Source organism: Mycobacterium shottsii (genome assembly GCF_010728525.1).
Lineage (GTDB): Bacteria > Actinomycetota > Actinomycetes > Mycobacteriales > Mycobacteriaceae > Mycobacterium > Mycobacterium marinum.
This window is the reverse complement of sequence record NZ_AP022572.1, coordinates 3,902,942-3,925,462: the sequence shown is the minus strand read 5'-3', so window position 1 is coordinate 3,925,462 and position 22,521 is coordinate 3,902,942. Positions and strand designations below refer to the sequence as shown.

Genomic DNA, 22,521 nt, shown 5'->3' with positions numbered 1-22,521 from the left:
GTCCATATTTGCATTTTGCAGGCGAAATCACGCGGCGCGATTCTCGAACGAGCGGAAATGTCCCACTAAGACCAACATTACGGTTTCACTAATATGAATTCATATAGTAACTTCACGCTACCCACCGTAATGACCGACGGTGTGACGCTACCAACGGATAAGGCTGCCGCATGGCCTCCCGGATTTGATGCGTGATGGCGAGCAGTTTGGTTGCTGAACACGTGGGTGCGAACGTCGCCAACGGCCAGGGGGAACGATGTCCACTCCCGTGGCGCAGGCAGTTACCGGCGCCGTACCGGATCAGCCGGAGCCGGGGCTCCAGACGACCGGGTAAGCATCGACTTCACCGAACTGACGGCTGCTCGTCATGGGGCGTTCTCCTTGCGTTGGAGGAAGGTTACGCACCTCACCGGGCAACCAGGTTCACAATCGGCTGTTACTCGGCTAGCTGGTTGCTGCAGGTTTGCTGGCAGGCCATCGTTCGGCATGCCATGACGGTCCCGCGGCCGGGCGTGAAGCTTGTGCGCTGCAAATACCGCAGCCCACGGAGCAACATGACTACCGGACGTGGTCGACGATGTCCTTTGCGTGATCCGACTTCGCCTCGGCCGCAGATTTTCCCCGCAGCTATCCCGCCGCGGGAGGGCGGGCGACAAAGGTGGGGCGGAAGCCGTATTGGGGTAAAGCCCGCCCAAACGGCTGCCCAGCCATATTCCCGAACGGCATGCCGGGCATGCCGGCCGCCGCCGTCGGCGGAGGCGCGACCATCGGTGTGCCGCCCAGGGCTGAACCCAGCGGGCTGGCCAGTGGAGCTGCCCCCGTCCAACTCGGCGGCACCGACAACTTGCCGACGATGGCGGCGTTGCCCGCAGCCGCCAGCCCGGCCTGGCCACCGACGGACCCGAGCGGCGCGGAAAGCGCACCGCCGAGCGCGCCAGAACCCGTGGTTCCGAGCGCGTCCTCGGCCGCATCCGCCACCGCTGCGGTGCCCAGCATGCCGAGAAAGGGGGTGACCATATTGCTCGGCAGCAGAAAGCCGGTCGAGGCGATGGTGTTCCAGATATTGGCGTTGGGCCCGAACTCCGACCACAGCGTGGCTAGCCAGGACTGGCCATTGCCGGACAGCAACGTGCTCAGCAGCCCGGACGGCGCGGATGCCGAAGTGTTGGAAGACGCCAGTCCCTGCAACACGTTGGGAACTGCCGACATCAGCTGGGCCAGCGTTGACTGCTGTGCCAGCAGCCCAGCCGGATTGGTGTTGTGCTGCGGCTCGAGGAACTGGCTTAGCCGCGTGGCGGCGGCCGACGAGCCGGCATAGCCGTACATGGCCATGGCGTCCTGGGCCCACATCTCGCAGTATTGGGCCTCTACGGCTGCGATTGCCGGAGTATTCTGCCCCAGCACATTGGTCGCGACCAGCACCATCAATTGAGCCCGATTAGCTGTAATCACCGCGGGCGCCACGGTGGCCGAGAAGGCAGCTTCGTAGGCTGCCGCAGCGGCTGCCGCCTGTACCGCACTCTCCTCAGCCTGCGCGGCGGTGGTGCTCATCCATGCCAGGTACGGCGCTGCCGCAGCCGCCATCGAGGCCGACGCCGGGCCGTACCATTCCTCGCCGGTCAACGCCCTGAGCACTGAGTCGTAGGACAACACGGTGACGCGAAGCTCCGCAGCCAGGCCCTTCCAGGCTGAGGCAGCGGCAAGCATCGGGGCGGAGCCTGGCCCCGAATACATACGTGCGGAATTGATTTCGGGTGGCAGTGTGGCGAAATCCAGACTGACAGTCATCGCTGGCTTCTTTCTCTACCTGGCCGTGATGGCATTGGCGGCCGTTACGGCCGAGTGGGACGCGGGGCGGGCATGGGTTGCGTAGCCCTAGCGCCCGATTGCGCTCCAGTGCACGCTCGGTGCCCTATACATGGGCGCTATCCACCGAATTATGTTGTGGCCCAGCTTTATATCGGTTCAGGGGCGACATGGTATCGGGCTTCTCCTGACGCACAACGACACAGCGCCGATACCGCAACTTCGCGCGCTTCAGCTGCACGTCCGCAGCACAGGCTAAGGCGTGCCGATCAAACAAACGTGGATGAAACCGTGTCAGATAACGAAAAGGGCGCCGGGATCGGATCGAAACGAAATGGCCGTTGGTCTCGAATACGGTCTATCACCGGGACTCACTTCGCACTCACCTCCTCGGGGCCGGGGCACGCGGGGGTGCCAGTCACACAGCACATAGAGGCGAGTGCCCAGCACGACGACTGAGCGCGGCACCCCTCTCGTCAGAGCTTTGGCACCACACGGCGTATCCGACGCTTTCAAGCCGGAAGCCACTTGGGCTCAACCCTTAAGCCGGGAAGAGCTGTCCTGACCCGGGGCGTCTTTCGACGTTCGAGGTCAGTGGCCTGTATCCGTGCAGACGCCTCACCTAGCGAAGTGCTTGCAAAGGTCATAGTTTCACTCGAAGCGGTGACCGTCAACCCAACGGCAAGCATCACGAAAAATGCCCGTGAAGCGTCCTCGGTGCATCACGTAAAAATGCCCGCGAAACGGTCGATCCTCGGCAGGCATGGGAAGTGGGCTGTCGATGTCGTCTCGGGCCGAGATCACCGCGAAGTTCGCCAGGGCGTATGTGGGGGCACCGAAGGCGGACAAGGGGCAGATTCTGGATCAGGTGGTGGCGGTCACCGGCTGGTCGCGTGACAACGCCCGGCGGCGGTTGAGGGCGGCGGCCGCGCCGCCGGGAGCGGGTCGGCAGGTCGCCAAACGGACTCGCCGGCAACGCAATCCGAAGTACTCCTAGGATGCGCTCAAGGTGTTGCAGAAGGTGTGGGCGGCCTCAGGCGGGCAGTGCGGCCGGTATCTGGCCGCTTCCATGGCACTTCAGTTGGATGCTCTAGAACGCCACGGCGAACTGGTGGACGGCCGTGACCGTTACGGCCCGGCGGTGCGTGCCGAGCTGTTGGCGATGAGCAGCGCCACGATCGACCGCTACCTGCGCGGCGCCAAGGCCCGCGACCAGATCTCGGGTGTGTCGACGACGAAACCCTCCCGCTGCTGCGGTCCTCGATCACCATCTGCAAAGCAGGCGATGAGGCCGAAGAATCTCCGGGGTTCTTCGAAGGCGACACCGTGGCGCACTGCGGCCCGACACTGAAAGGTGAGTTCGCCCGCACGGTCAACCTCACCGACATGCACATCGGCTGGGTGTTCACCCGCACGGTGCGCAACAACGCCCACCCCCACATCCTGGGCGCCCTCAAAACCGGAATTACTAAAATCCCTATAAGGTAACGGGTTTGGACTTCGACAACGGCACCGAATTCCTCAATAAGGCGGTCATCAAGTGGGCCGCGGACATGGAGATCTTCTTCACCCGCTCACGACCCTACAAGAAGAACGACCAGGCCACCATCGAGTCCAAAAACAACCACCTCGTGCGTCGCTACGGGTTCTACTACCGCTACGACACCGACGAAGAACGCGCCGTGCTCAACCGGCTGTGGCACCTGGTCAACGACCGGCTCAACTACCTGACCCCCACCATCAAACCCATCAGCTACGGCTGCAGCCGCGACGGTCACCGCCGCCGGCTCTACGACAAGCCCCAGACCCCCCTGGACCGGCTGCTGGCCGCCGGAGTCCTCTCAGCGGCCCAACAAACAGAGCTGCTCACCTACCGCAACAGCCTCAACCCCGCCGCGATCGCCCACCAGATCGCCGACCTGCAAGCCGCCCTGCTCAGACTCGCCAAAGACAAGACCGAACAGCTCTACCTCACCGCCATACCCGCCGCTCTACCCGCCCTCAAAGCCGGCATCCGCATCAAAAGCAAGACCACCACCTGACCCCGATTTCGCGGGCATTCCTTACCTGATGCATGAACCAGGTTTCGCAGGCATCTTGACTTGATGCATCACGCCCAACGCGCCCGTGGCTGCCCGATCATGCCGGTAAAGCGATGGGCCATCGTGTGCCGGGTTTTGTTTCATCGCAGCGCTTTTCGCTGTCTTCAGGTCACTGACGCGGAGCGGCGCAACTCCACCGGCTTCGGTGCAAGCGCGTTGTTCAGCCGCCCGAGAGCGGGCGCGGCATTATCGTCAGCCGGAATCCGTACCGAGGTCCGGTGCCGTAGCTGCGCGCGTAGGCGCCCGGAGCAGGTACCCCGGGTACGCCAGGCATCGCCGCACTCGCCTCCGGGGCGGTAGCGGTGCCAGCGCCCGGGAGCGCGGTGGCGACATGATCTATTACTTCGGTGGTCCCCGCCCAGCTCGGCGGGACCGACAGTCGACCCACCATAGTCGCCTGGTTGGTTCCCGCGGCGACTCCCCCCAGGCCCGATTGCGGAACTGTCATTCTTGTCCAAACGGCATCGCCGGAATCGGATCCCGTAATTGGCAACGCAATCCCTGGTAAGCCGTCTAGGGCCAACGCATTGACGTCGGCCATTGCCGATGTCACGGCGGGCACGACGATCCCCGGAGCCGTGTATCCGGCCGAGATGACTCCATTTGCCAATCAGGAGTTCAAGAAGATCCCGAAGGCGTTTCCATCGTTGCCGTCCAGAAAGTTCAGGATGTCAGCAAGCAGACCCGACCCTGCAATGGTGTCCAGCGGTGCCGCCGCGGGTGCGGCGAGTCCTTGCAGACTTGCCGGTACCGTGGACATGAGTTGGGGCACTTCGGTCTGCGTGAGGCCGCCCATAGCGGTACTCGCCGCGGTCTGACCCGCCAGCCCGGAGCGGCTGGCGGTGTGTGCTGGTTCCGAAAATGGTTCCAACGTGGACGCCACCGCGGAACCGGCCGCATACCCGTACATGGCTGTCGCATCCTGCGCCCACATCGCGGCGTATTCGGCCTCGGTAGCCGCGATCGCCGGTGTGTTGATGCCCAGAAAATTGGTAGCCACCAGCGTCAGCAACTGCACCCGGTTCGCCGCAACCACACTCGGCGGCACCGTCATGGCGAACGCGGCCTCGAACGCCGCCGCGGCCGCCGCCGCCTGACCGGCCGTCTGCGCGGCCTGTAGCCCGGTGGCGCTCAGCCACGTCACATACGGGGCCGCCGCTGCCGCCATAGCCGCCGAAGCTGGCCCTAGCCAGCCGTCGCTGAGCAAAGCCGAGAGCACCGACTCGTATGCCGCTGCCGTCAAAAGCATTTCCGCGGAAACGTCATCCCACGCCGCCATAGCGGCAAGCATGGGCGCTGACCCTGGGCCCGAATACATGCGCAGGGAGTTGACTTCCGGTGGCAGGGCCCCGAAATCCATTGCCGGCAACGCCATTACCCGAGCCTCAACCCGAGGGAGTCATGCTGGCAGATTCGGTAGCCGCGGCAGTCCCGGAACCGATCGTCGATGTCACGGTGACTTCCGTCTCGTCATCCAGCAGCTGGCGGGCGCCCCATGATCGTTGGGCGTAATCCGTACCGGGGGGATTGCCGAGGTTGTGCCCGTAAATGCCCGCGGGCATACCTGGAATGCCGGGCATCCCGACTGCCGCTTCGGGGACAACGGCCGTACTGGTCCAGCCGCCGCCCGGGGCTGCCGCACCGGCGTGATTGGCCACCGCTGTTGCTACGCCCCAGCTTTGGGGAACAGACATTCGCCCGACCAGCTCAGCCTGGTTCATACCCGCCGAGATTCCTCCAGTCCCCAGCGTGGCTGCCGTCTCCTCACACAGAACCGGCAAACTTTCCGGGCTTGCCGGTGATGCCGCGGGTATCCACGACGGATTTCCTTCGCCGGACCCCATGGGCGGTACCGCGGCCGATTCCTGGGCACCCAGTGCCACCGCATTGATATCGGCCATTGCGGCCCAGATTGCGGGTCCGACGACGGCAGGGCTGACGTATCCGGCTGAGACGAACCCGTTCACCAATGACGAGTTCAAAAAGACCCCGTGCGGGTTCCCGTCGTTGCCATCCAGGAAGTTCAGCAGCGCGGCTAGCAGCCCGGATCCGGGAATGGCGTCGATCGGCGATGCGGCCGCTGGTGAGGCCAGCCCCTGCAGGCTCGCCGGCACCGCGGACATCAGTTGTGGCAGCTCCGTCTGAGTGAGGTTGCCGACTGTGCTGCCTACTGCCTGAGTGACCGCCGCCGACTGACTGGCCAGCCCGCTTGGATCGGTGGTCTGCGCCGGCTGGGTGAACTGTGTCAGCGTCGATGCGGCTGCAGAGCCGACCGCGTAGCCATACATCGCCGCCGCGTCCTGAGCCCACATCTCGCCGTACGCGGCTTCGGTAGCGGCGATGGCGGGTGTGTTCTGCCCCAGAAGATTGGTGGCAACCAGCGTCTGCAGCTGAGTGCGGTTGGCGGCCACCTGCGCCGGGGGCACCGTCATCGCGAACGCGGCCTCAAACGCGCCCGCCGCCGCTGCCGCTTGGCGGGCGGTTTGCTCAGCCTGCATTCCGGTGATGTTCATCCACGCCAGGTACGGAAACACGGCGGCTTCCATCGACTCCGAGGCCGGTCCCAGCCAGCCGTCACCGGTTAGCACGGCGATCACCGTCTCGTATGCGGCGGCCGTCGAGCGCAGCTCGGCAGCGAGCCCATCCCAGGCTGTTACCGCAGCGAGCATCGGAGCTGAGCCCGGCCCCGAATACATGCGTATCGAATTGATCTCTGGTGGCAGTGCTGCGAAATCCATCTCCAACGCCCCCTACCCGGCCGCACTCGACGCGGCCATCATGGGCGCAAGCGATCCAAGCCCGCGCGCCGAGAGGGTGTCGGTACGCCGTCGATGATCAGGTTCGGGCTGCCGCCGCGCGCTTCCAAAACCCGGCGCGGGAAGGGCTACTTCTATTGCAGCCAAAGACAATTCGCCCCGGACAGGGGCAGGGCCTTGGTTGGCTAGCCCGCCGGCCGGCAGTGCCGGGGCTGGCGGTCTCGTCATGACAAGAGACATCGGACTTTCTCCTCTTTGGGAAGCCCGACCCGGCTATTGGCTCGGCCGCTGTGGTGGTGTCGGGATGTTGCCGATGGCACGTGCGCAATCAGTTCGCGCGTGCCTTCGGGCACTCGGCGCCAGTCGATTCCGACGGCGGAATTTCTGCCCGGACCGGATCGGATGGAAACGGTCACCAACTTCGCACAACCACTGTCAACTGGTTCAGTCCCGCCCACCTCCCGTCGCAATCCGGCGCCCACGGGAGTGCGCGGTGGTTGCGCAACTCGGGTTCAAGCCGCCAGCAGTGTTTGCTGGACCGGGCGGCCGGTGTTGCGCAAGCTTTGGCATGACATAGCGTATCCGCCCAACGGTGCGCAATGAGCCGAGTTGATCTCAATCCATCCACGGGGCGAACCAGCGCGCCCCGGAGCATCCCCCGACCATTGATGCCAATTCCGATTTCGAGGCCCCGTTTTCGTGCAAAGACTTCGGCTGGTGAGGCAGAACCAGCGTCATGGTGTCACCGGGGTCATCCCAGCGTCAACGCGACTCGCGGTGGTTGCGCCGGGCGAATACGGCGCCCCGCGTCTGGACCCGTGCAGGTTCGTCCTCCCGGGCGACTGCGAGTTAGCTGGGCTTGGTGCTTGCCGCGCCGAGGCCTAGTTCGTCTTCTTCTCTGCCACCGCGGCACTGAGACCTTCGGCCAGGTCTTCTTTGGTCAGCTCTCTGAACCTACGCATCTGCAGCTCGCTGAATTCCGTCAGATCACTGTTGAGCACCGCATCGAGATCTTCATCGTCGAGGCGGAAACTGCGGTGGTCACGGGCCTTCTCCACGACATTGCGCACGAAGCCGGCGTTGCCGAGCATGTCGATGCCGCGGATCAGGTCGCCGTCCTCGGAGTAGTTCTGGTCGTTGTAGAACCTGGTGTACGACGGCAACAACACCTGAGCTTCTTCCTCAGTGATGACGTCTTCGTTCTCCTGGCCCATCAGTTTGGTGAGCGCAATCAGCTCTTCGGGCGTGTAGCTGAAAAACTCGATCACGGTCGAAAAGCGCCGTCGCAGACCCTGGTTCACCTCGAGCATCTTTTCCATGGCCTTGGCATAGCCCGCACCGAATACGACCAACTCGTCGCGGTGGTTCTCCATGTACAGCAGCAGGGTGTTGATGATCGCGTTGCCGTAGGGGTCGCCCTGCGAGTAGCCCTTCTCATGAAGGGTATGCATCTCGTCGAAGAAGACTGCGCCGCCCAGTGAACCCTCGAGCATCTCCTCGGTGTTCTTCTCCGCGTCGGCCATGTAGCGACCCAACAGCTTGGTGCGGCTGGTCTCTACCACCAGCGGCTTGCGCAGCACCGTCAACCCGCACAGCTGTTTGGTGAATGCCCTTGCCACCGAGGTCTTTCCAGTACCAGGAGGACCGAGTAACAGGGTGTGGCGTGAGGTCACCGGGACGGGAAGCCCCATCTTGGCGCGCGCCAGATTCACCTTGGTGGTCGACTTGATGAGCTTGATTTCTTTCTTGGCCTGCTCCATGCCGAGCATCGCGTTGAGCTCGGCGTTCCCCTCAGCGAGATACTTGGCAGCCATCTCGGCATGCCGGGCGGCTTCGGTTTGGGCACGGGTAGGCGCACTGTCCGGATCCCATGGATCCTTGCGCGCCTCAATCGTTTCGGGGTCGGTCAATACCAGTCGGTAGTTGGGGTTATCCAAGGCCTCGCGGGCAGGGCTGAACTTTGCGTCGCGCGAATACACGCGACGCAACAGCTCGACGGCTTCCTCCTCGCGCCCCACGTGGCGCAGGCACATGCCCTGGGTGTAGAGGGCGATATTGGCCGCGCCGGGAACCCGGTCCCCTTCGATGGCCTCCTGCGCACGCCGGAAGGCCTCCTCGAAGACCCCCAGTGATGCCAAGGCCGTTGTCGCCATCGCCGCACCGGCCGCCTTCAGCTCCGGGTGCCGCCAGGGCGTTGCCTCGGGGAACTGGGCCAGCACGTCGGGCCAGCGTTTGGTGCGAAAGTACAAGACACCTCGCACATAGCTCACCAACTCGGCATCGAAGGGATGCTTGGGGTCGGTGGTGTCGAGCAGGTCCGAGGCCTCCTGGTAAAGCTTGTTCTCGGCCAGAACGGCAGCGTAGGCGCAGGCCAACGAATCGACACTGGTAACAGCCAGCCGCAGGAACAGCCCGTCGGACACCTCGGGGCGGAACTGCAAGTCGGTGACGCCGAGACGGCGGGTTTCCCAACCGAAGGTTCTTACCGCCGCCCATGCGCCGGCGAGAACGTCCATGGTCTGGTCGCCGGCGAGCAACCGTGCCAGCCAGGCGTCACACATCGCTGGATCGAGCTTGGTTGCGGTGGTGAACATCTGAGCCGCGACCTGCGGGTTATGGCTTGGCTGTAGCCCGTTGACCGAGATGCCCGACGCCAGAAGACCGGCGACCATGGCGTTGCGGGCATCGTCTGCAGCTGATTGTGGGCGGGTCATTGCCCTGTGGTCGCGCTTGTCGCGTGCTCCTGTGTTTGCCCCACAGGCAGTTCCAGCTCGTCGTGGTCTAGCAACTCGCGACTGGAAACAACCAGCTGAGCCCGGGTGGACGGCACCGGCAGGCTCGCTCGCACTGCCGCCAGTTGGCGGCCGGTCAACCGGTTGAGGCCCACCGATAGCTCCTTGGGCAGGCGTTCATCGCTGTGGTAGCGGACCCACGCCGACAACTGAGGTTCTCCCGCGCGCATCACCAGACGAAGCGTGAGCACCGTGGCGCCTACCTCGGGGGCATCCGAGAGCCAGACCTCATCGAGGGTCTCGGCGTTGATGTCGGCCGGCGTTACCCAGAAACTAGTCGTATAGCCGTTGAAGTGCTTGAGATGACGCCAGCCCGGACGGCTCCAGGTCGGCTCCAGCTCGGCCAATATCGCGCTGTCAACCTCGGCCAGCTCGTCGGCCGCCAATGGGCGCGCGGCACAACTCTGGCCATCGAGCACCTGGGCAAGCCGCTCGGTGGCTGTCACCAACGTCGAGGCCAGCGAATCACGACTCGCTATCGCGGCAACGTTGCGCTGGGGATTCATCCGCAAGATCAACCACGTACGGCGACGGTTCGCGGCGGGACTCTCCCCCACCATTCCCCACTCTTCCGGGCCCCACTCATCCAATGAAGCCGACGCCCGGGCCGCCTCGGCACCACCGCGGACCTCAACGGTCACGATGTCGACGCCATCGAGCTGAACATCGAACTGTCGCAAGTTCTCGGCTACGGTCGCCACCGGTACCACCGCCGACTGCGTGGTGCGATGCCGATGCCGACCCGCGGCATCTCCCTCGCCATCGTCGACGGTGATCACGGTGACCAATCGGCCATGATGCTCGCGCACTCCGACCGTGTCGCGCCCGAAACGACGCTGGTGATCCACGGCAGGTGTGCAGCCGGCACCCAGTGCCGTGCCCGGGTCAGCGGACCAATCCCAAAGCCAGGCAGTGATACCCGAGGTGACCGTGATCCCGCGATAGGTGACGACCGACAACAAGGTGACCAGCACGGCAATGCCGACGCCAACCCACCACGCGATGCGGTTCTCGCCCTGCCACGAGTCTGGGCAATGGCTGGCCACGATTAGAATGAGCAGGTCGATCACGAACACTGTCGTCAACCGCGCCCACGACAAAGCTAAACCGAACCTGCGCTGAGCCTTCATCGCCGCTTCCGTGATCGCCGCATTAACGTCGCCGTACCGAACACCGCACCGCCTATCAGTAATGCACCGGTCAATCCGCCGGCAGCCACCCATACTGGCACCATATTGCGCTCTGCGGGCGGCTTCGGCAGCTCCAGCGGTGCCGATAGTTGCTTAGGCGGCTTGACCGGCCCTTCGGGCACGTCCCAGGTGAGGGCAGCCACCGGATCCACCACACCGTAGCCGACCTGGTTGTCCACTCCACGAGCGGGCGGGCGGGCGGTGTGAATGAGCCGATTCCTGATTTGGTACGCCGACAGCTCCGGATACTTCGCCCGGACCAGGGCAACCACGCCAGACACGATCGCCGTCGCAAAACTCGTGCCAGCCGGAACCAGCAACGAGTTGTCCGGACCGTCGATCGCGTTGATCAAGCCGTCGTCACGGGGCGAGAGTCCGATGACATCGGTCCCGGGCGCCGCGATCGACACCCATGGTCCGGCGATGCTCATCTTTGTCATCGGCTGACCGTTGGTGTCGACTGCGCCAACCGTCAAGACATAGTCACTGAACCACGAGGGCGTCACCACCGTGGTGACCGCGTTCCAGTCACGTGGGTCGTCTGGCTGCAACGGATCAAAGATCGGGTTCTGCTTGCAGTCCTTCTTGCTGCCGTCGCCGGCCGCGGCCACTATGACCACGTTCTTGTCGACGGCCGCGTAGTGGACCGCGGCCCCCAGCGCGTTCTGATCGATGACGTTGCGGGCGCTCATGCAGGTCACATCGGAGATGTTGATCACCGACGCTCCCATGTTGGCGGCATGGACGATCGCTCGCGCCATTGTCTCAACGTCGTCAATCTTCTGTTGCGTCTGCGGATCCTCATCCCCGGTGTAGGGGTCCTTGAGGCCGAACGCCTGGCTCGATTGGCGGATCGAGATCAGCTCGACCTCCGGCGCAATCCCGCTGAATGCATCCGGTGCCGGCGGCGGCGGGTCGGGCGGACGCGGGCCGCCCGCGTGGTCGACCCCCGTCACCCGCGCACCACCTGAGTAGCTGGGGATCGTCACCGTTCCGCCACCATGGTTGCTTGCCGGCGGTTGGCCGGGAGCTGGCGGGGGCACCGGCCCGGGTCCGGGCTCGCCCTGGGGAGCCCCTTCCTCCGGCGGCGGCCCCGGAATCACTGTCACCGTTTGCGGAGGCACAGGTGACAACGTCACGGTCTGCGGCGGTGGCGGCTTCTCGGTGGTGGGGATAGTGACCGGCCGGCGTGGGACGGCCGGAGGCGGTAGCGCCCCGTTGGCCGGCGCCGCACCGATCATCGACGCCACGATGATGCCGTGCGCGTCGCAATCCTGCAGCCCGTCACCGCCCATCACGTAGTCCCCGCCCGGGATCAAGTGGGGAAACCGCGGGTGCGGTGTCACACCGGTGTCGATGACAGCGACCTTTACCCCGGCGCCACGGCCGAATTGCCATGCCTCGTTGATGTTCAGCATCTCCATGTACTTCGGCTGCAACTTGAAGTCGGTGCCAGGCAGCACCCCAACCTCAGTGCAGTAGGAGTTCTGTTTCATCGGGGCCGGCGGTCCCGGCGTACCGTCGGGCGGCAAAGCTCCCAGATCAATTGTCGGAGGATTGATTGCGTACGCCGGCGGCAGGCCGGCCAACGCACCCGAGGCAAGCAGAAGTGCGGCGATGGTCGCGGTCGATCCGCGACCAGGCCGCAACCTGCCGCTAACGGTACCGAATCGCTGCATAGACATTCATCAACCAGAATGCCAGCGGGAAGATTGGCATCAGGCAGAGGTACTCCGTCCATTCCACGAACTTGCGGAACAACGGACTGTAGATGGTGTTGGGGACAACGGCCGCGGCCGTCATTCCGGCTGCGGGCAGCAACACCAACAGCGACGCCACGATCGACACAGACAACGGCGAAGACAAGACCAGCGCGTATCGGACCGACACCGCAGCAACCACGATCACGGCGGTGACGGCCAGGGTGATCGACTGCCAGCGGTCGACGTAGGAGCGCCCGCGCAGCATCAGGAAGCCCGAGGTGAATCCGGCGAGCATCAGTGGCAGCCAACGCTCCGAGGTGTGCGGATTGCACAGCGAGGTCAGCGACACCACCATCAGCACGCCCAACCCGACCAGCAGACCGCTCAGGAACGACCGGGCCCGTTCGGCCTGCAACACCACGTCGCGCACCGAGGCGGGGCCCTCCAACACGGGGGGACCGCCAGCGGCGACCGCCACGGTGGTGGGCAGATCGGGACGTGCCTCAAATACCCATCGGCTGGTTGCGGACGGGAAGACCGGCAGCCGGATCCCCGACAGTCTCCGCGACAGCGCGGGCGAGGCGTGGTACATCACCACGCAGATCAACAACATGGTCGCGAACAGCGTCACCGCGCTGGTCGCGGCGACCATCCGCGACAAGCTCGCCAATGTCGTCAGGCCACAGATCGTGACGATGGCGGTATAGATCGCCAGTCGTCGACCAGTGAATCGCAGGGCCAGCGCCGCGGCGATGGACAGGACTCCGAAGCCGAGCACGGCCTGCGGAGAACCGACGGAACCAGGCGGTGCCGAAGCCGCCGCCACGGTCAGCGGCGCAAGACCGCTGACCAGCATGATGTCTGCAACGCGCCGATCCGCATCAGTGGTGGCACGCATCAGCAGCATCATGGCGACCATCAGCACAAGCACGGCAATCACCGAGGCGAAGATTGTGGTCAGCCAGGTGTTGTGGTGCCAGCGCCACCAGCCCAAGACGCCCGAGGCAAGGATCACACCGGTCCCCAACATCCCCGCGCCGACCTGCACCGCGACAACTGGGTCGATCGAGGCGAATCGCTTGCTGAGATTCGACGCAACTGCAGTGGAGATGTGCTCGATGACCTGCGACCGGTGATCGGTGTCCGGGATGAACCGGATCCACAGCCGGTCGCCGTCATAGACGTCTTGTTCGGTCAGCGACTGGGTAGCACGCAACGGCGAGCCGTCGATCAGGCACAACGCCCATCTACCGCGCCCAGCGGCCTCCAACGTCGACTCGCCTAGCTCCCGCAGCCGACTGTTGACCACCTTCAGCAACGGGTCGGTCATCACCGAAACGGGAGCATTGGCGTCGAGCAGAACCCCGATCTGGACGCCCTCGCCGGCCATGATGCCAACTACGACCGCCCGCGGCGAAGATACGCCCTCAAGTTCGGCCTGTGGAGCATCAGCTACTGCGGTCATCGTTCTGTACCCCCTGCTGTGGCGAACGTGTTACTCCGTGACTTCAGCCGCGCCCGGGGCTCTGTCGGTAAATACACCGTCGGTACATACACCGTCGGTACATACACCGTCGGTACATACACCGAAGCGCCGTAGCCCTCTTTCATTTGCGGCTCGACTAACTCCAATTTCATTTGCCTCGCCTTGCGACTAATAGTTGTTATTGCCGTTGCTTTTCAGTTTTACTGCGGATTCTAGAGCAGTATGCCGTGTTGCCGTCTCAATCGCATTTTATTCTCAAAAAGCTTGCCGCACGCGCAATTTCGTCGCTTCCTATCAAACTCTGCTATGCGTTTTCCACTCGCTGTATGGCAGCGTGTCGAGCACCGTCTTCACGCCGACTTGCACCAGCTGAGGGGTGGCGGGACAGATAGCCAACCAGGCCTCACCGGAACCGGCGGTCCGCGCTTGCTGATACAGCGCGATACGCCCACCGGATCCGTCTTTGAGAGACAGCACCGAGGCACTCGGGCCTTTGGCGTCATCCCGGTACTGCCGCGCGTAGACCGCCACTTCGGCCGCGGGGTCCGATAGCGCTTGCCCCAATGCCGCAACCGTGGACGCGCTGATGCCCATCCGGCGCAGATCCCCCCCGGAAAAGACGTTGAAGCCGGACTCCTGCCAGGATTTGGTGGCTTCCAGCATTTCCTCTAGCGGCACGTTAACCGCGTTGATCGCGGCCGGGTCCGCGTGGTGGATGGACTCCAGGCCGTCAATCACCAACGCGGCGATCGACGCGCTGTCGGAAACGGATACGTCGTCGACGGTGATGTCGTTGCCAACGCGAACGGCCGACACCCAGTGCTGGCCACGACGGGCCAATACCACCCGAAACTCGTTGTCGGGAATGTCGCGCGAACCGGGCGGCTGGTCCTCGTTGTCCACGACTCCATACAGCAGTTTGCCCCGCGAAAGCAGGGCGACAACTTCGAGGTCAGGTGCGGCTAGCACCCTCATCCGGGCGGCTACCTGTTCGTTCACCGTGTCCCCGACGACGATGCCCTGCTCGCGCATGACCGCCATGCCCGGGTGTTCGTTGAGCCAATCGTTCGAGTCGGTGGATACGTACGGCCGGCACCGTAGTTCAGGCGCAACGTGCCGGATATCCAGCAACGCCTGAAGCATCCAGAAGCCGTCCACGTTGACGGTGATATCGGTGCGCGTACTTTGTTGATCCATCCCTACCTCAGATATCGACGTGGCTGTTGACTACAGGACACGGCAGCACACCGGTTGGTTGGTGTGCTGCCGCGCCTGAAGTTAGGTTTTAGGCCCAGCTAGAGCTGACGGCGCTGTCGGTCTGCGCCATGTTGTTGCCGGCGGCCTGAACCTTCTGGCCGTGCGAGTTGGCCTGCTCGTAGATCACCTGGAAGTTGCGACCCAACTGGGTGATGAACTCCTGGCAAGCCACCGAACCGGCGCCACCCCAGAAGTCACCGGCAGCCAGCACATCGCGAACGATGGCCTGGTGCTCGGCCTCCAACGAGGCGGCCTGCGCGCGGATGAGGGCGCCGTGGGCGTCAACATCCCCGAACTGGTAATTAATGGTCATATTGGTGTTCTCCTAACCTGAGAAAAGCGTACGCAGCTGTGGCTTTGCGCGCTAGCCGCGGAGGACCTGCTGGGAAGCCTGCTCTTGCTGCTCGTAGTTGTTCGCGTCGCGAACGAGACCGTCGCGCACGCCGTGCAGCATGTTGACGATGTTGCGGAAAGCGGTGTTCATCTGGCCCATGGTGTCCAGCGAGGTTGCCGAGGCCATACCGCTCCAGCCCGCGCCGGCGATGTTCTGCGAGGACGCCCACATTTTGCGGGCCTCGTCCTCGACGGTCTGGGCGTGCATTTCGAAACGGCCCGCCATGTCCCGCATAGCGTGCGGGTCGGTCATAAAGCGTGCAGTCACCTGAATTTCTCCTTGTGTATTGGCTGGTTGGTTGTCAGTTAGATCGTGTATTCGGTTGTGGTGAGCGCGATGGCCGATCAGCTACGCGCTCACGCAACCGCCGGCCCAAAAGTTACGGATGCCCCCCCTCCTTTCGGTCAGCCAGCGGTCACCGAGCATTTCAGCGCGGTGCGACATACATCGCCCCCGAACCTCGATGTCCGATTCGACGAAGCACTTCACAATTGCCGGGAGCGTCGTCGCAGCCGAGCGATCAGAACCAGAGTTCACCCACCGATGGGAGGTTTGTGTTGCGCTCACCGCAGCGCCTGATCCCTCCCCCCGGTCTGAGACCGACAGTGCGGTCAGCCGGCAGCGGCCGCGTTGGCGGCTTCGGTGGCCGCATACGAACCGGAGCTTGTTGCAAGCGTGTTAACGAACATTTCGTGAATGGCCGCGGCTTGGGCGCTAACGGCTTGGTACATCTGCGCGTGGGCGGCGAATTGAGCGGCGGTCAGCGCTGACACCTCGTCGGCGGCCGCGGGTACCACTCCGGTCGTCGGCGCCGCCGCTGCCGCGTTCTGCGCGCTCATCGTGGTGCCTATACCCTGCAGGTTTGCGGCTGCAGCAGCCAGCGCCTCCGGCTGTGTGGTCACAAATGACATGCTGAATTCCTCCCTCGATTATCCCCGGCGCCCATCTAGTGCAGAGACTAGATGACAGTGTGACGCCAGGTTGCCTTCTACGGGGCCTGTTTGCATTTGTTCACGCGATAGCACCGTGAATTCACCTGTAGTAACGACACAGTAACAGCGCTCGATGCACCTAGCTTCCCACTCAGCAAACTCACAGTCAAGAATGTGCGGCTGCTGGCCGAAGAGCGCGCGACGGGGCATTTTGCGGCTTCTAGCTGCCAGCGCGACAGCCATCCGGTCGGCCGCGAGGCCCGTTCCGCGCTGCCGTGACAGTGCTACAGCAATACGGTGGGGCAGTTTCGGTGGGTCGGCTCGATGAGCGCCGGCCGTCTTGATCCACCGCGTGTGCGCGCAACTAGTTAACGACTCTGGGTCCGAAAGTCGCGACCACGGTCGGTCATGGGCGCTCGGGGCCCGGACAGCCCCGTACGAAGACGTTGTCGTCATACTCACTTCCCCCCTCATCACCTGGCATATCCAATCAGTCCCGCCGCCCTATTACTAGGTTCGCCATCCGGCGGGTGCACCGTGGCCCTAGAGCGATCCCTCCTCGGGCCGATACTGCGGGCAATACGCGTCAATAGCCGCGCCGACAAAGTAGCCGGAGTGATATCCGGGCATGGAACTGCTGTTGAGCACGTCGTAAGCGACCTCTGTTGGCGTCATGCCGCTGTCAAGCTTCTGGCACACAATGTGGGCGGCCAAGATCGCGTGTGAGGGCGAAATGTGGTCTGTGATGCCCTCGGACTGCAATTCTGAGAGAAATCTGTCGTCATTATTGTCCGCGTGAGCGGTTGCCACAGTTCCCAATGGTCCAAGTAACGCGATTGCGACAACTAGAAGGCGTTTTAACATTTTCGGTGCTCCCTTTGAGCTGAGGCTCCTTGCTGACGATGTGGTCCGGCAGGCGGCGATCTGCGTTACCTGGCTAGCCAGCGGGAAGTGGGCGCGCCATGACCGTCGGTTTGAACCCGTATCGGGGACCTGAACCGACCCCACGTCCGGCACCCGTGGCGCCTACGGGCATGCCGCCGATCACGTTCGCCGCCTCGGGCGAGGTGATTGGCTCACTGACCGCCTGGACCGTTGGGCGCACAGCCTCTGCAACCGATGCACCCGGCCAGGATGCCGGGACCGCCAAGTGTCCGACGTGGGCGCCGCTGCCCAATCCGGCCGCCACCTGGCTGCCTGCACTGCCGATCGCGCCGAGCGCGCCACCCAGCCCCGGGACCTTCGGCAGGGCTGCTGCCGCGGCGGCAGCCGGCTGAGTTATCAACCCCAGCGTCTTGGCCATCTGAACACCGAAGTTGCCCATACCAACGCTGAAGTACGGAAGACCTTCGGTGTTGTAGAAGAAGCTGGCGTAGTTGGAGTAGCCCTGCATGAACGTTCCCAGGTTGTTGGGCAGCACGGTCTGCCCGGTCAACAGGAACCAAATCTCGGTCAGGATCGGATTACTCGCCCCCAGCTGCGACACGAAGCTCTGCGTTCCGCTCGGCGAGGCGAGCTGTCCAAGCTGGCTGGTGATCTGGCTGAGGAAACTCTGGACCGTGCTTTGGGTGGAGGCCGCGGACGTCGCTTGCGCGGCACTGACCGCGGCACCCTGAGTGGTACTGGCCGCCGGATTGGCTATCGTCGGAGCCTCGGTAAACGACTCGATCTTCGTGGCAAGTGCAGATGAGGCGGCATAATTGTACATCGCCGACGCATCTTGAGCCCACATTTCCGCATACTGGGCTTCCAATTGGGCGATCACACCGTTGTTCAAGCCGAACATGTTGGTCTGCAGCGCCTGAGTCAGTTCGGCACGGTTGGTGGCGATCAATGGCGGAGGCACCACGGCGGCGAACGCCGTCTCGAAGGCCGCCGCGGCCGATTGAGCCTGCGTGGCCGCGTGCTCGGCCTGGCCGGCGGTGACCGACATCCAGGTCATGTAGGGCTCGACGGCCTGTGCCATCGTTGCGGAGGCGGGCCCCATCCACTCTTCGCTGGACAGCTGGGTGATCACCGTGAGGTAGCCCTGGGCTGTCGAATTCAGTTCGGCAGCCAGCGCGTTCCAGGCTGAGGCCGCCGCAACCATAGATGATGATCCCGGCCCCGCATACATCAGCGCCGAGGTGACCTCGGGCGGAAGCATCCCATAATCCATCGCCATTTCCGGACCCCCTAGCCGGCCGCGGCCGCGTTGGCCGCTTCGGTCGCCGCGTACGACCCTGAGCTGATGCCCAGGGTATTGACGAACATTTCGTGAATCGCCGAGGCTTGAGCGCTCACGGCTTGATACATCTGGGCATGTGCGGCGAACTGAGCCGCGGTCAGCGCCGAAACCTCATCGGCTGCCGCGGGCACCACACCCGTAGTGGGTGCTGCCGCTGCGGCATTCTGGGAGCTCAGCGTCGAGCCGATGCCCTGCAAGGTGCTGGCTGCCGCCGCCAGGGCCTCCAGCTGTGTGGTCACGTATGACATAGGAGTTCCTCCTCATCACCCGCGGGCCCGAAGACCGTCGGGATTTGATTGCTATCAACGCTAATTGGAACCGGCTTCGCGGCGCCCCTTCGCTGCGAAATACTCATCGTCGAACAGTCACTCTTCATCCGCTCTTCATTTACTGGCAACCCTTGAATCCGATGACGGTCACACGCAGTGGTTGTTGAGGCCATGACATCAACCTGCCGACGGCGGTCTGGTCAGGACGGGGTAGCGGAATCCGTAGCGCACGCCCAGGTTGCCGGTGCGCTGGGCGCCGCGCGATTCAACCGGGAATCCGCGCAGCGCGGCGTTCAATCCGTTCGCAGGGTTCGCTTCGCCCGGTGAGGTAGTGAAATTGGTGCTCACGAGCTTCGTGGATGCTTGTTCCACCGAACCGGGGGCGGTGCCCCAGCTGGCCGGAACCGATAGGCCGCCGACCTTGCTGGACGACGCAAAGCTCGCCATCGGGTGCCAATGCCAGGTATCAGCGCCCAAGGCGGCGAATTCGGGTGTCGGGTACCAGGCACCACCGGCACCGGCCGTTGTTCCTCCGGGACCGAAGGTCAACTGCTGGGCTATCGACCAGCCGGAGTTGCCTATTCCCACGCCGAAGTAGGCCTGCAGTGTCTGCCTCAGCGCGTTGTACATGCCGGGATAGAGGCCGGCATAGTTGTTGTCCGGCGTCGGCAGCCCGTAGGTCAGGAAGTTCTGTACTTACGTCTGAATGATCTGCCACACGGTTGGCGATGACGCCGCCGACGGCGACATCGACGACACTGAAGACAATGAAAGCTGCTGCAGTCCGGGCACTCCGGCGGACGACAGCAGCTGCGGGATGGTGGCCGTGATGGTCTGCGCGGAGTCTCCGGCCGGCGTGGCAGCGGCTTGGGCAACGACAGCGGACTGACCCCCGGCTGCGTTCACGGAGGTGGTATCCGGTGGTGGCGCGAACCGCGGCAACTCCGTGGCCAGCGCCGACGAGCCGGCGTAGCTGTACATGGCTGCGGCGTCTTGCGCCCACATCTCCATGTATTGAGCTTCTGTGGCCGCGATAGCCGGGGTGTTCTGGCCAAAGAAATTGGTCGCCACCAATGTCATCAACAAGACCCGGTTGGCCGCAATCACAGGCGGCGGCACCGTCATCACAAATGCGGTCTCGTAGGCCGCCGCCGCCGCGCGGGCCTGGCTGGCCGCGGTCTCGGTCTGGGCGGCCGCCGCGCTGAGCCAAGTCACATAAGGAGCAACGGCCGACATCATCGAGCGCGATGCCGGACCGAGCCATGGTGAGCTAGTCAGCTCTGCAATCACTGAACTGTAACCAGACGCCGCAGAGCTCAATTCGGCCGCCAGAGCATCCCATGCCGACGCAGCAGCCATCATTGGCCCCGATCCAGGGCCGGTATACATTCGGCCTGAATTTATCTCGGGAGGCAACGCCCCGAAATCAAACACCCACCCCTCCTAAAGCCGCCCACGATCGCAATCGTGATCCGGACACAGCAATGCCACCCCTGCATCGGCCAGCGAGGCCGCCACCGTTCGTGTAATCACCACCTTCTGCTCCCCGGCCCAGCTGGTTGAAGCCGTCTCGCCAAACGTCCTCAGCACTGCGAACGGGCGTTACTCGTTGACCCGGCATGGTCTTCGAGACACGTCGCGGTACGAAAGATGCGCGCCAGGAATTTTTCGGGGGAGGCGTTGTCGAGAGCATCTACAGCTACCGCCACGGCCAACTTGTGGTCATCAGCGCATGAACTTTCAGCCTCGAGCAGACCGCATCATAGCACCATCATGCAAAAGCTGCCACGTTGCAGAACTATTGCGTATGGAACACATTAGATGCCCCAACCGGCCTCCGGCGCCGAAGACGCCAACTATTCATTCCCCGTAAACCATAGTTAAACTGCTGTTAACCTAAATACAAATATTCGTTACCGTTTAGTTTAGAAAGACAGCACTCGCCCGAGGTCCGTCAGGCGGCCACTTTTGTCACTCCTCGTCGAGGATGAGCGCCATTTCGGGGCAGCTAGCCACACCATCGCGGGCCACTTGTTCGTCCTCGGGTCGCACCTCGTGCTCTTCTAGAATGGAGTAGCCGGATTCGTCGATCGGAAACAGGTCTGGATCCACCGCGTAGCACTGGGCGTGGCCAACACACTTGGAGCTTTCGAGGCGAATCTTCACCGGACTTCCTCTCTCGAGTCTCAACCCAGCTTGGAGCAGGTCAGCTCGGACCAGACCGATCAATAGGTAGATTAGCTTGTCGATTGATGGTCACGAGTCCCTCGTGGCCTCGGCTCCGCGGCCAATCCGTCGGATATGAACTCGGATGTGATCGATGTCGGATTGTTGGGTGTTTGCCGACCGTGCGATATTGACCGTGTCATCAAGAGTTTGGCGGCCCCGATGACCTCCGACTAGAACGGAAAACGGAAGACTTGAGCGAATGAGTACCCCCGGCGAAGGTTCGGCCAGCTCGTTTTATCTACCGCGCCTTGAATATTCGACATTGCCGCTAGCCGCCGACCGCGCGGTCGGGTGGAATACACTGCGGGACGCCGGGCCCGTGGTCTTCATGAATGGCCACTACTACCTGACCCGGCGCGAGGACGTGCTCGCGGCGCTGCGAAATCCCAAGATCTTCTCGTCTCGGATCCTGCAGCCACCGGGCAATCCGCTGCCCGTAGTGCCCCTGGCGTTCGACCCGCCCGAGCACACCCGCTACCGCAAGGCGCTGCAGCCTTACTTCAGCCCGCATGCCCTGGGCAAGTCGCGGCGGGTACTGGAGCGCCACGCGGCAGAGATGATCGCGGGCTTCGCCAGGCGCGGTGAATGCGATGCGATGGCAGAGTTCGCACGGCTGTACCCATTCCAGGTATTCCTGGACCTCTATGGCCTGCCGCTGCAGGATCGCGACCGAGTGATCGCGTGGAAAGACGCAATTATCGGCGACAAGCTCTATTTCACCCGCGAAGAGCTCGAAGTCGGCCAACTAGAGCTGCTCGAGTACCTCAACAACGCGATCCAACAACGTCGCCAGAACCCAGGCTCAGACATGTTGTCACAGGTGATGACCGGCCCCGGCGAGTTCACTGATCTCGAACTTCTGGGCATGAGCCACCTGTTGATCCTTGCCGGTCTGGATACCGTGACCGCCGCGATCGGATTCTCGTTGCTCGAATTGGCACGCCGGCCGCAGCTACGCACCCAGCTTCGCGATAACCCAAAGGAAATAAGGGTTTTCATCGAGGAGATCGTTCGGCTGGAGCCGTCAGCGCCGGTTGCTCCACGAATCACCACGGATTTTGTCAACGTGGGCGGCATGACGCTACCACCAGGCTCACAAGTGCGGCTGTGCATGGCCGCCGTCAACCGCGACGTTAGCGACGCCATGTCCACCAATGAACTGGTCATGGACGGAAAGGTGCACCGGCACTGGGGATTCGGAGGCGGACCACACCGTTGCCTGGGCTCACACTTGGCGCGGATAGAACTGACCGTGATCGTTGCCGAATGGCTCAAGCAACTGCCCGACTTCGAACTGGCGCCCGACTACAGTCCCGAGATCGCTTTCCCGTCAAAGACGTTCGCGCTCAAGTCGTTGCCGCTGCGCTGGGCCTGACAC

19 protein-coding genes, 2 pseudogenes and 1 riboswitch are annotated in these 22,521 nt (G+C 63.4%); of the genes and pseudogenes, 5 read left to right on the top strand and 16 right to left on the bottom strand.

All coding sequences use genetic code 11. The features are described from left to right. Positions 1-627: 627 nt before the first annotated feature. Positions 628-1,788, bottom strand: coding sequence for a PPE family protein (locus G6N41_RS18010; protein WP_198965288.1), 1,161 nt, complete (start codon positions 1,786-1,788; stop codon positions 628-630). A 479-nt stretch (positions 1,789-2,267) separates the two neighbouring features. After that, positions 2,268-2,443, bottom strand: a riboswitch (M-box (ykoK) riboswitch). A gap of 144 nt (positions 2,444-2,587) precedes the next feature. On the opposite strand from G6N41_RS18010, the gene G6N41_RS18005 reads away from it, so the two are divergent. From G6N41_RS18005 to G6N41_RS17990, 4 genes are all read left to right on the top strand, one after another. Further along, the gene (locus G6N41_RS18005) at positions 2,588-2,803 is read left to right on the top strand and encodes a hypothetical protein (RefSeq protein ID WP_198968062.1); all 216 of its coding nucleotides are present in this window, start codon (positions 2,588-2,590) and stop codon (positions 2,801-2,803) included. Between the two features lie 72 nt (positions 2,804-2,875). Further along, entirely contained in the window at positions 2,876-3,157 is a 282-nt protein-coding gene (locus G6N41_RS18000; RefSeq protein ID WP_198965176.1) for a hypothetical protein, read from the top strand. Continuing rightward, positions 3,133-3,294: a hypothetical protein gene (locus tag G6N41_RS17995; protein ID WP_198913342.1), complete on the top strand. Its 162-nt coding sequence runs from the start codon at positions 3,133-3,135 to the stop codon at positions 3,292-3,294. Before G6N41_RS18000 ends, G6N41_RS17995 begins: the two co-directional genes overlap by 25 nt. 5 nt (positions 3,295-3,299) lie before the next feature. Next, positions 3,300-3,848: a hypothetical protein gene (locus G6N41_RS17990; protein WP_231608572.1), complete on the top strand. Its 549-nt coding sequence runs from the start codon at positions 3,300-3,302 to the stop codon at positions 3,846-3,848. A 220-nt stretch (positions 3,849-4,068) separates the two neighbouring features. On the opposite strand, the pseudogene G6N41_RS29795 reads toward G6N41_RS17990, so the two are convergent. The 15 genes and pseudogenes from G6N41_RS29795 to G6N41_RS17915 form a co-directional block, all read right to left on the bottom strand. Beyond that, a pseudogene (locus G6N41_RS29795) lies at positions 4,069-5,283 on the bottom strand (PPE family protein). A 10-nt stretch (positions 5,284-5,293) separates the two neighbouring features. After that, a complete protein-coding gene (locus G6N41_RS17980) occupies positions 5,294-6,646 on the bottom strand; it encodes a PPE family protein (protein WP_231608570.1) in 1,353 nt (450 codons plus the stop codon). A gap of 899 nt (positions 6,647-7,545) precedes the next feature. Then, positions 7,546-9,378, bottom strand: a complete 1,833-nt coding sequence (gene eccA5, locus G6N41_RS17975) for a type VII secretion system ESX-5 AAA family ATPase EccA5 (RefSeq protein WP_198965287.1) — start codon at positions 9,376-9,378, stop codon at positions 7,546-7,548. Next, on the bottom strand, positions 9,375-10,586 hold the full coding sequence (gene eccE, locus G6N41_RS17970) for a type VII secretion protein EccE (RefSeq protein WP_198965286.1): 1,212 nt from the start codon (positions 10,584-10,586) through the stop codon (positions 9,375-9,377). Before eccE ends, eccA5 begins: the two co-directional genes overlap by 4 nt. Next, positions 10,583-12,325, bottom strand: coding sequence for a type VII secretion system ESX-5 serine protease mycosin MycP5 (mycP5, locus tag G6N41_RS17965; protein WP_198967910.1), 1,743 nt, complete (start codon positions 12,323-12,325; stop codon positions 10,583-10,585). The genes eccE and mycP5 overlap by 4 nt, the downstream gene beginning before the upstream one ends. After that, entirely contained in the window at positions 12,303-13,814 is a 1,512-nt protein-coding gene (gene eccD, locus G6N41_RS17960; protein WP_198965285.1) for a type VII secretion integral membrane protein EccD, read from the bottom strand. Before eccD ends, mycP5 begins: the two co-directional genes overlap by 23 nt. A 315-nt stretch (positions 13,815-14,129) precedes the next feature. Further along, complete coding sequence (locus G6N41_RS17955; protein ID WP_198965284.1) at positions 14,130-15,032, bottom strand: ESX secretion-associated protein EspG; 903 nt, start codon at positions 15,030-15,032, stop codon at positions 14,130-14,132. A gap of 88 nt (positions 15,033-15,120) precedes the next feature. Continuing rightward, positions 15,121-15,405, bottom strand: coding sequence for a WXG100 family type VII secretion target (locus tag G6N41_RS17950; RefSeq protein WP_020728942.1), 285 nt, complete (start codon positions 15,403-15,405; stop codon positions 15,121-15,123). Between the two features lie 51 nt (positions 15,406-15,456). Further along, positions 15,457-15,753, bottom strand: coding sequence for a type VII secretion system effector EsxM (esxM, locus tag G6N41_RS17945; protein WP_096370641.1), 297 nt, complete (start codon positions 15,751-15,753; stop codon positions 15,457-15,459). A 344-nt stretch (positions 15,754-16,097) separates the two neighbouring features. Beyond that, positions 16,098-16,397 carry a type VII secretion system ESX-5 target PE19 gene (locus G6N41_RS17940; protein ID WP_012394388.1) on the bottom strand — a complete coding sequence of 100 codons (300 nt, stop codon included), beginning with the start codon at positions 16,395-16,397 and terminating at the stop codon, positions 16,098-16,100. Between the two features lie 564 nt (positions 16,398-16,961). Next, positions 16,962-17,282, bottom strand: coding sequence for a DUF732 domain-containing protein (locus tag G6N41_RS17935; RefSeq protein WP_011740942.1), 321 nt, complete (start codon positions 17,280-17,282; stop codon positions 16,962-16,964). Between the two features lie 73 nt (positions 17,283-17,355). Then, complete coding sequence (locus G6N41_RS17930) at positions 17,356-18,576, bottom strand: PPE family protein (protein ID WP_020728941.1); 1,221 nt, start codon at positions 18,574-18,576, stop codon at positions 17,356-17,358. Positions 18,577-18,593: 17 nt separating this feature from the next. Further along, complete coding sequence (locus G6N41_RS17925) at positions 18,594-18,893, bottom strand: PE family protein (protein ID WP_198965283.1); 300 nt, start codon at positions 18,891-18,893, stop codon at positions 18,594-18,596. A gap of 198 nt (positions 18,894-19,091) precedes the next feature. Beyond that, a pseudogene (locus G6N41_RS17920) lies at positions 19,092-20,348 on the bottom strand (PPE family protein). A gap of 537 nt (positions 20,349-20,885) precedes the next feature. Next, on the bottom strand, positions 20,886-21,080 hold the full coding sequence (locus G6N41_RS17915) for a ferredoxin (protein WP_011740946.1): 195 nt from the start codon (positions 21,078-21,080) through the stop codon (positions 20,886-20,888). A 262-nt stretch (positions 21,081-21,342) separates the two neighbouring features. Between G6N41_RS17915 and G6N41_RS17910 the strand changes: the two genes are divergently transcribed. Next, positions 21,343-22,518, top strand: a complete 1,176-nt coding sequence (locus tag G6N41_RS17910; protein ID WP_198965282.1) for a cytochrome P450 — start codon at positions 21,343-21,345, stop codon at positions 22,516-22,518. Positions 22,519-22,521: the final 3 nt, after the last annotated feature.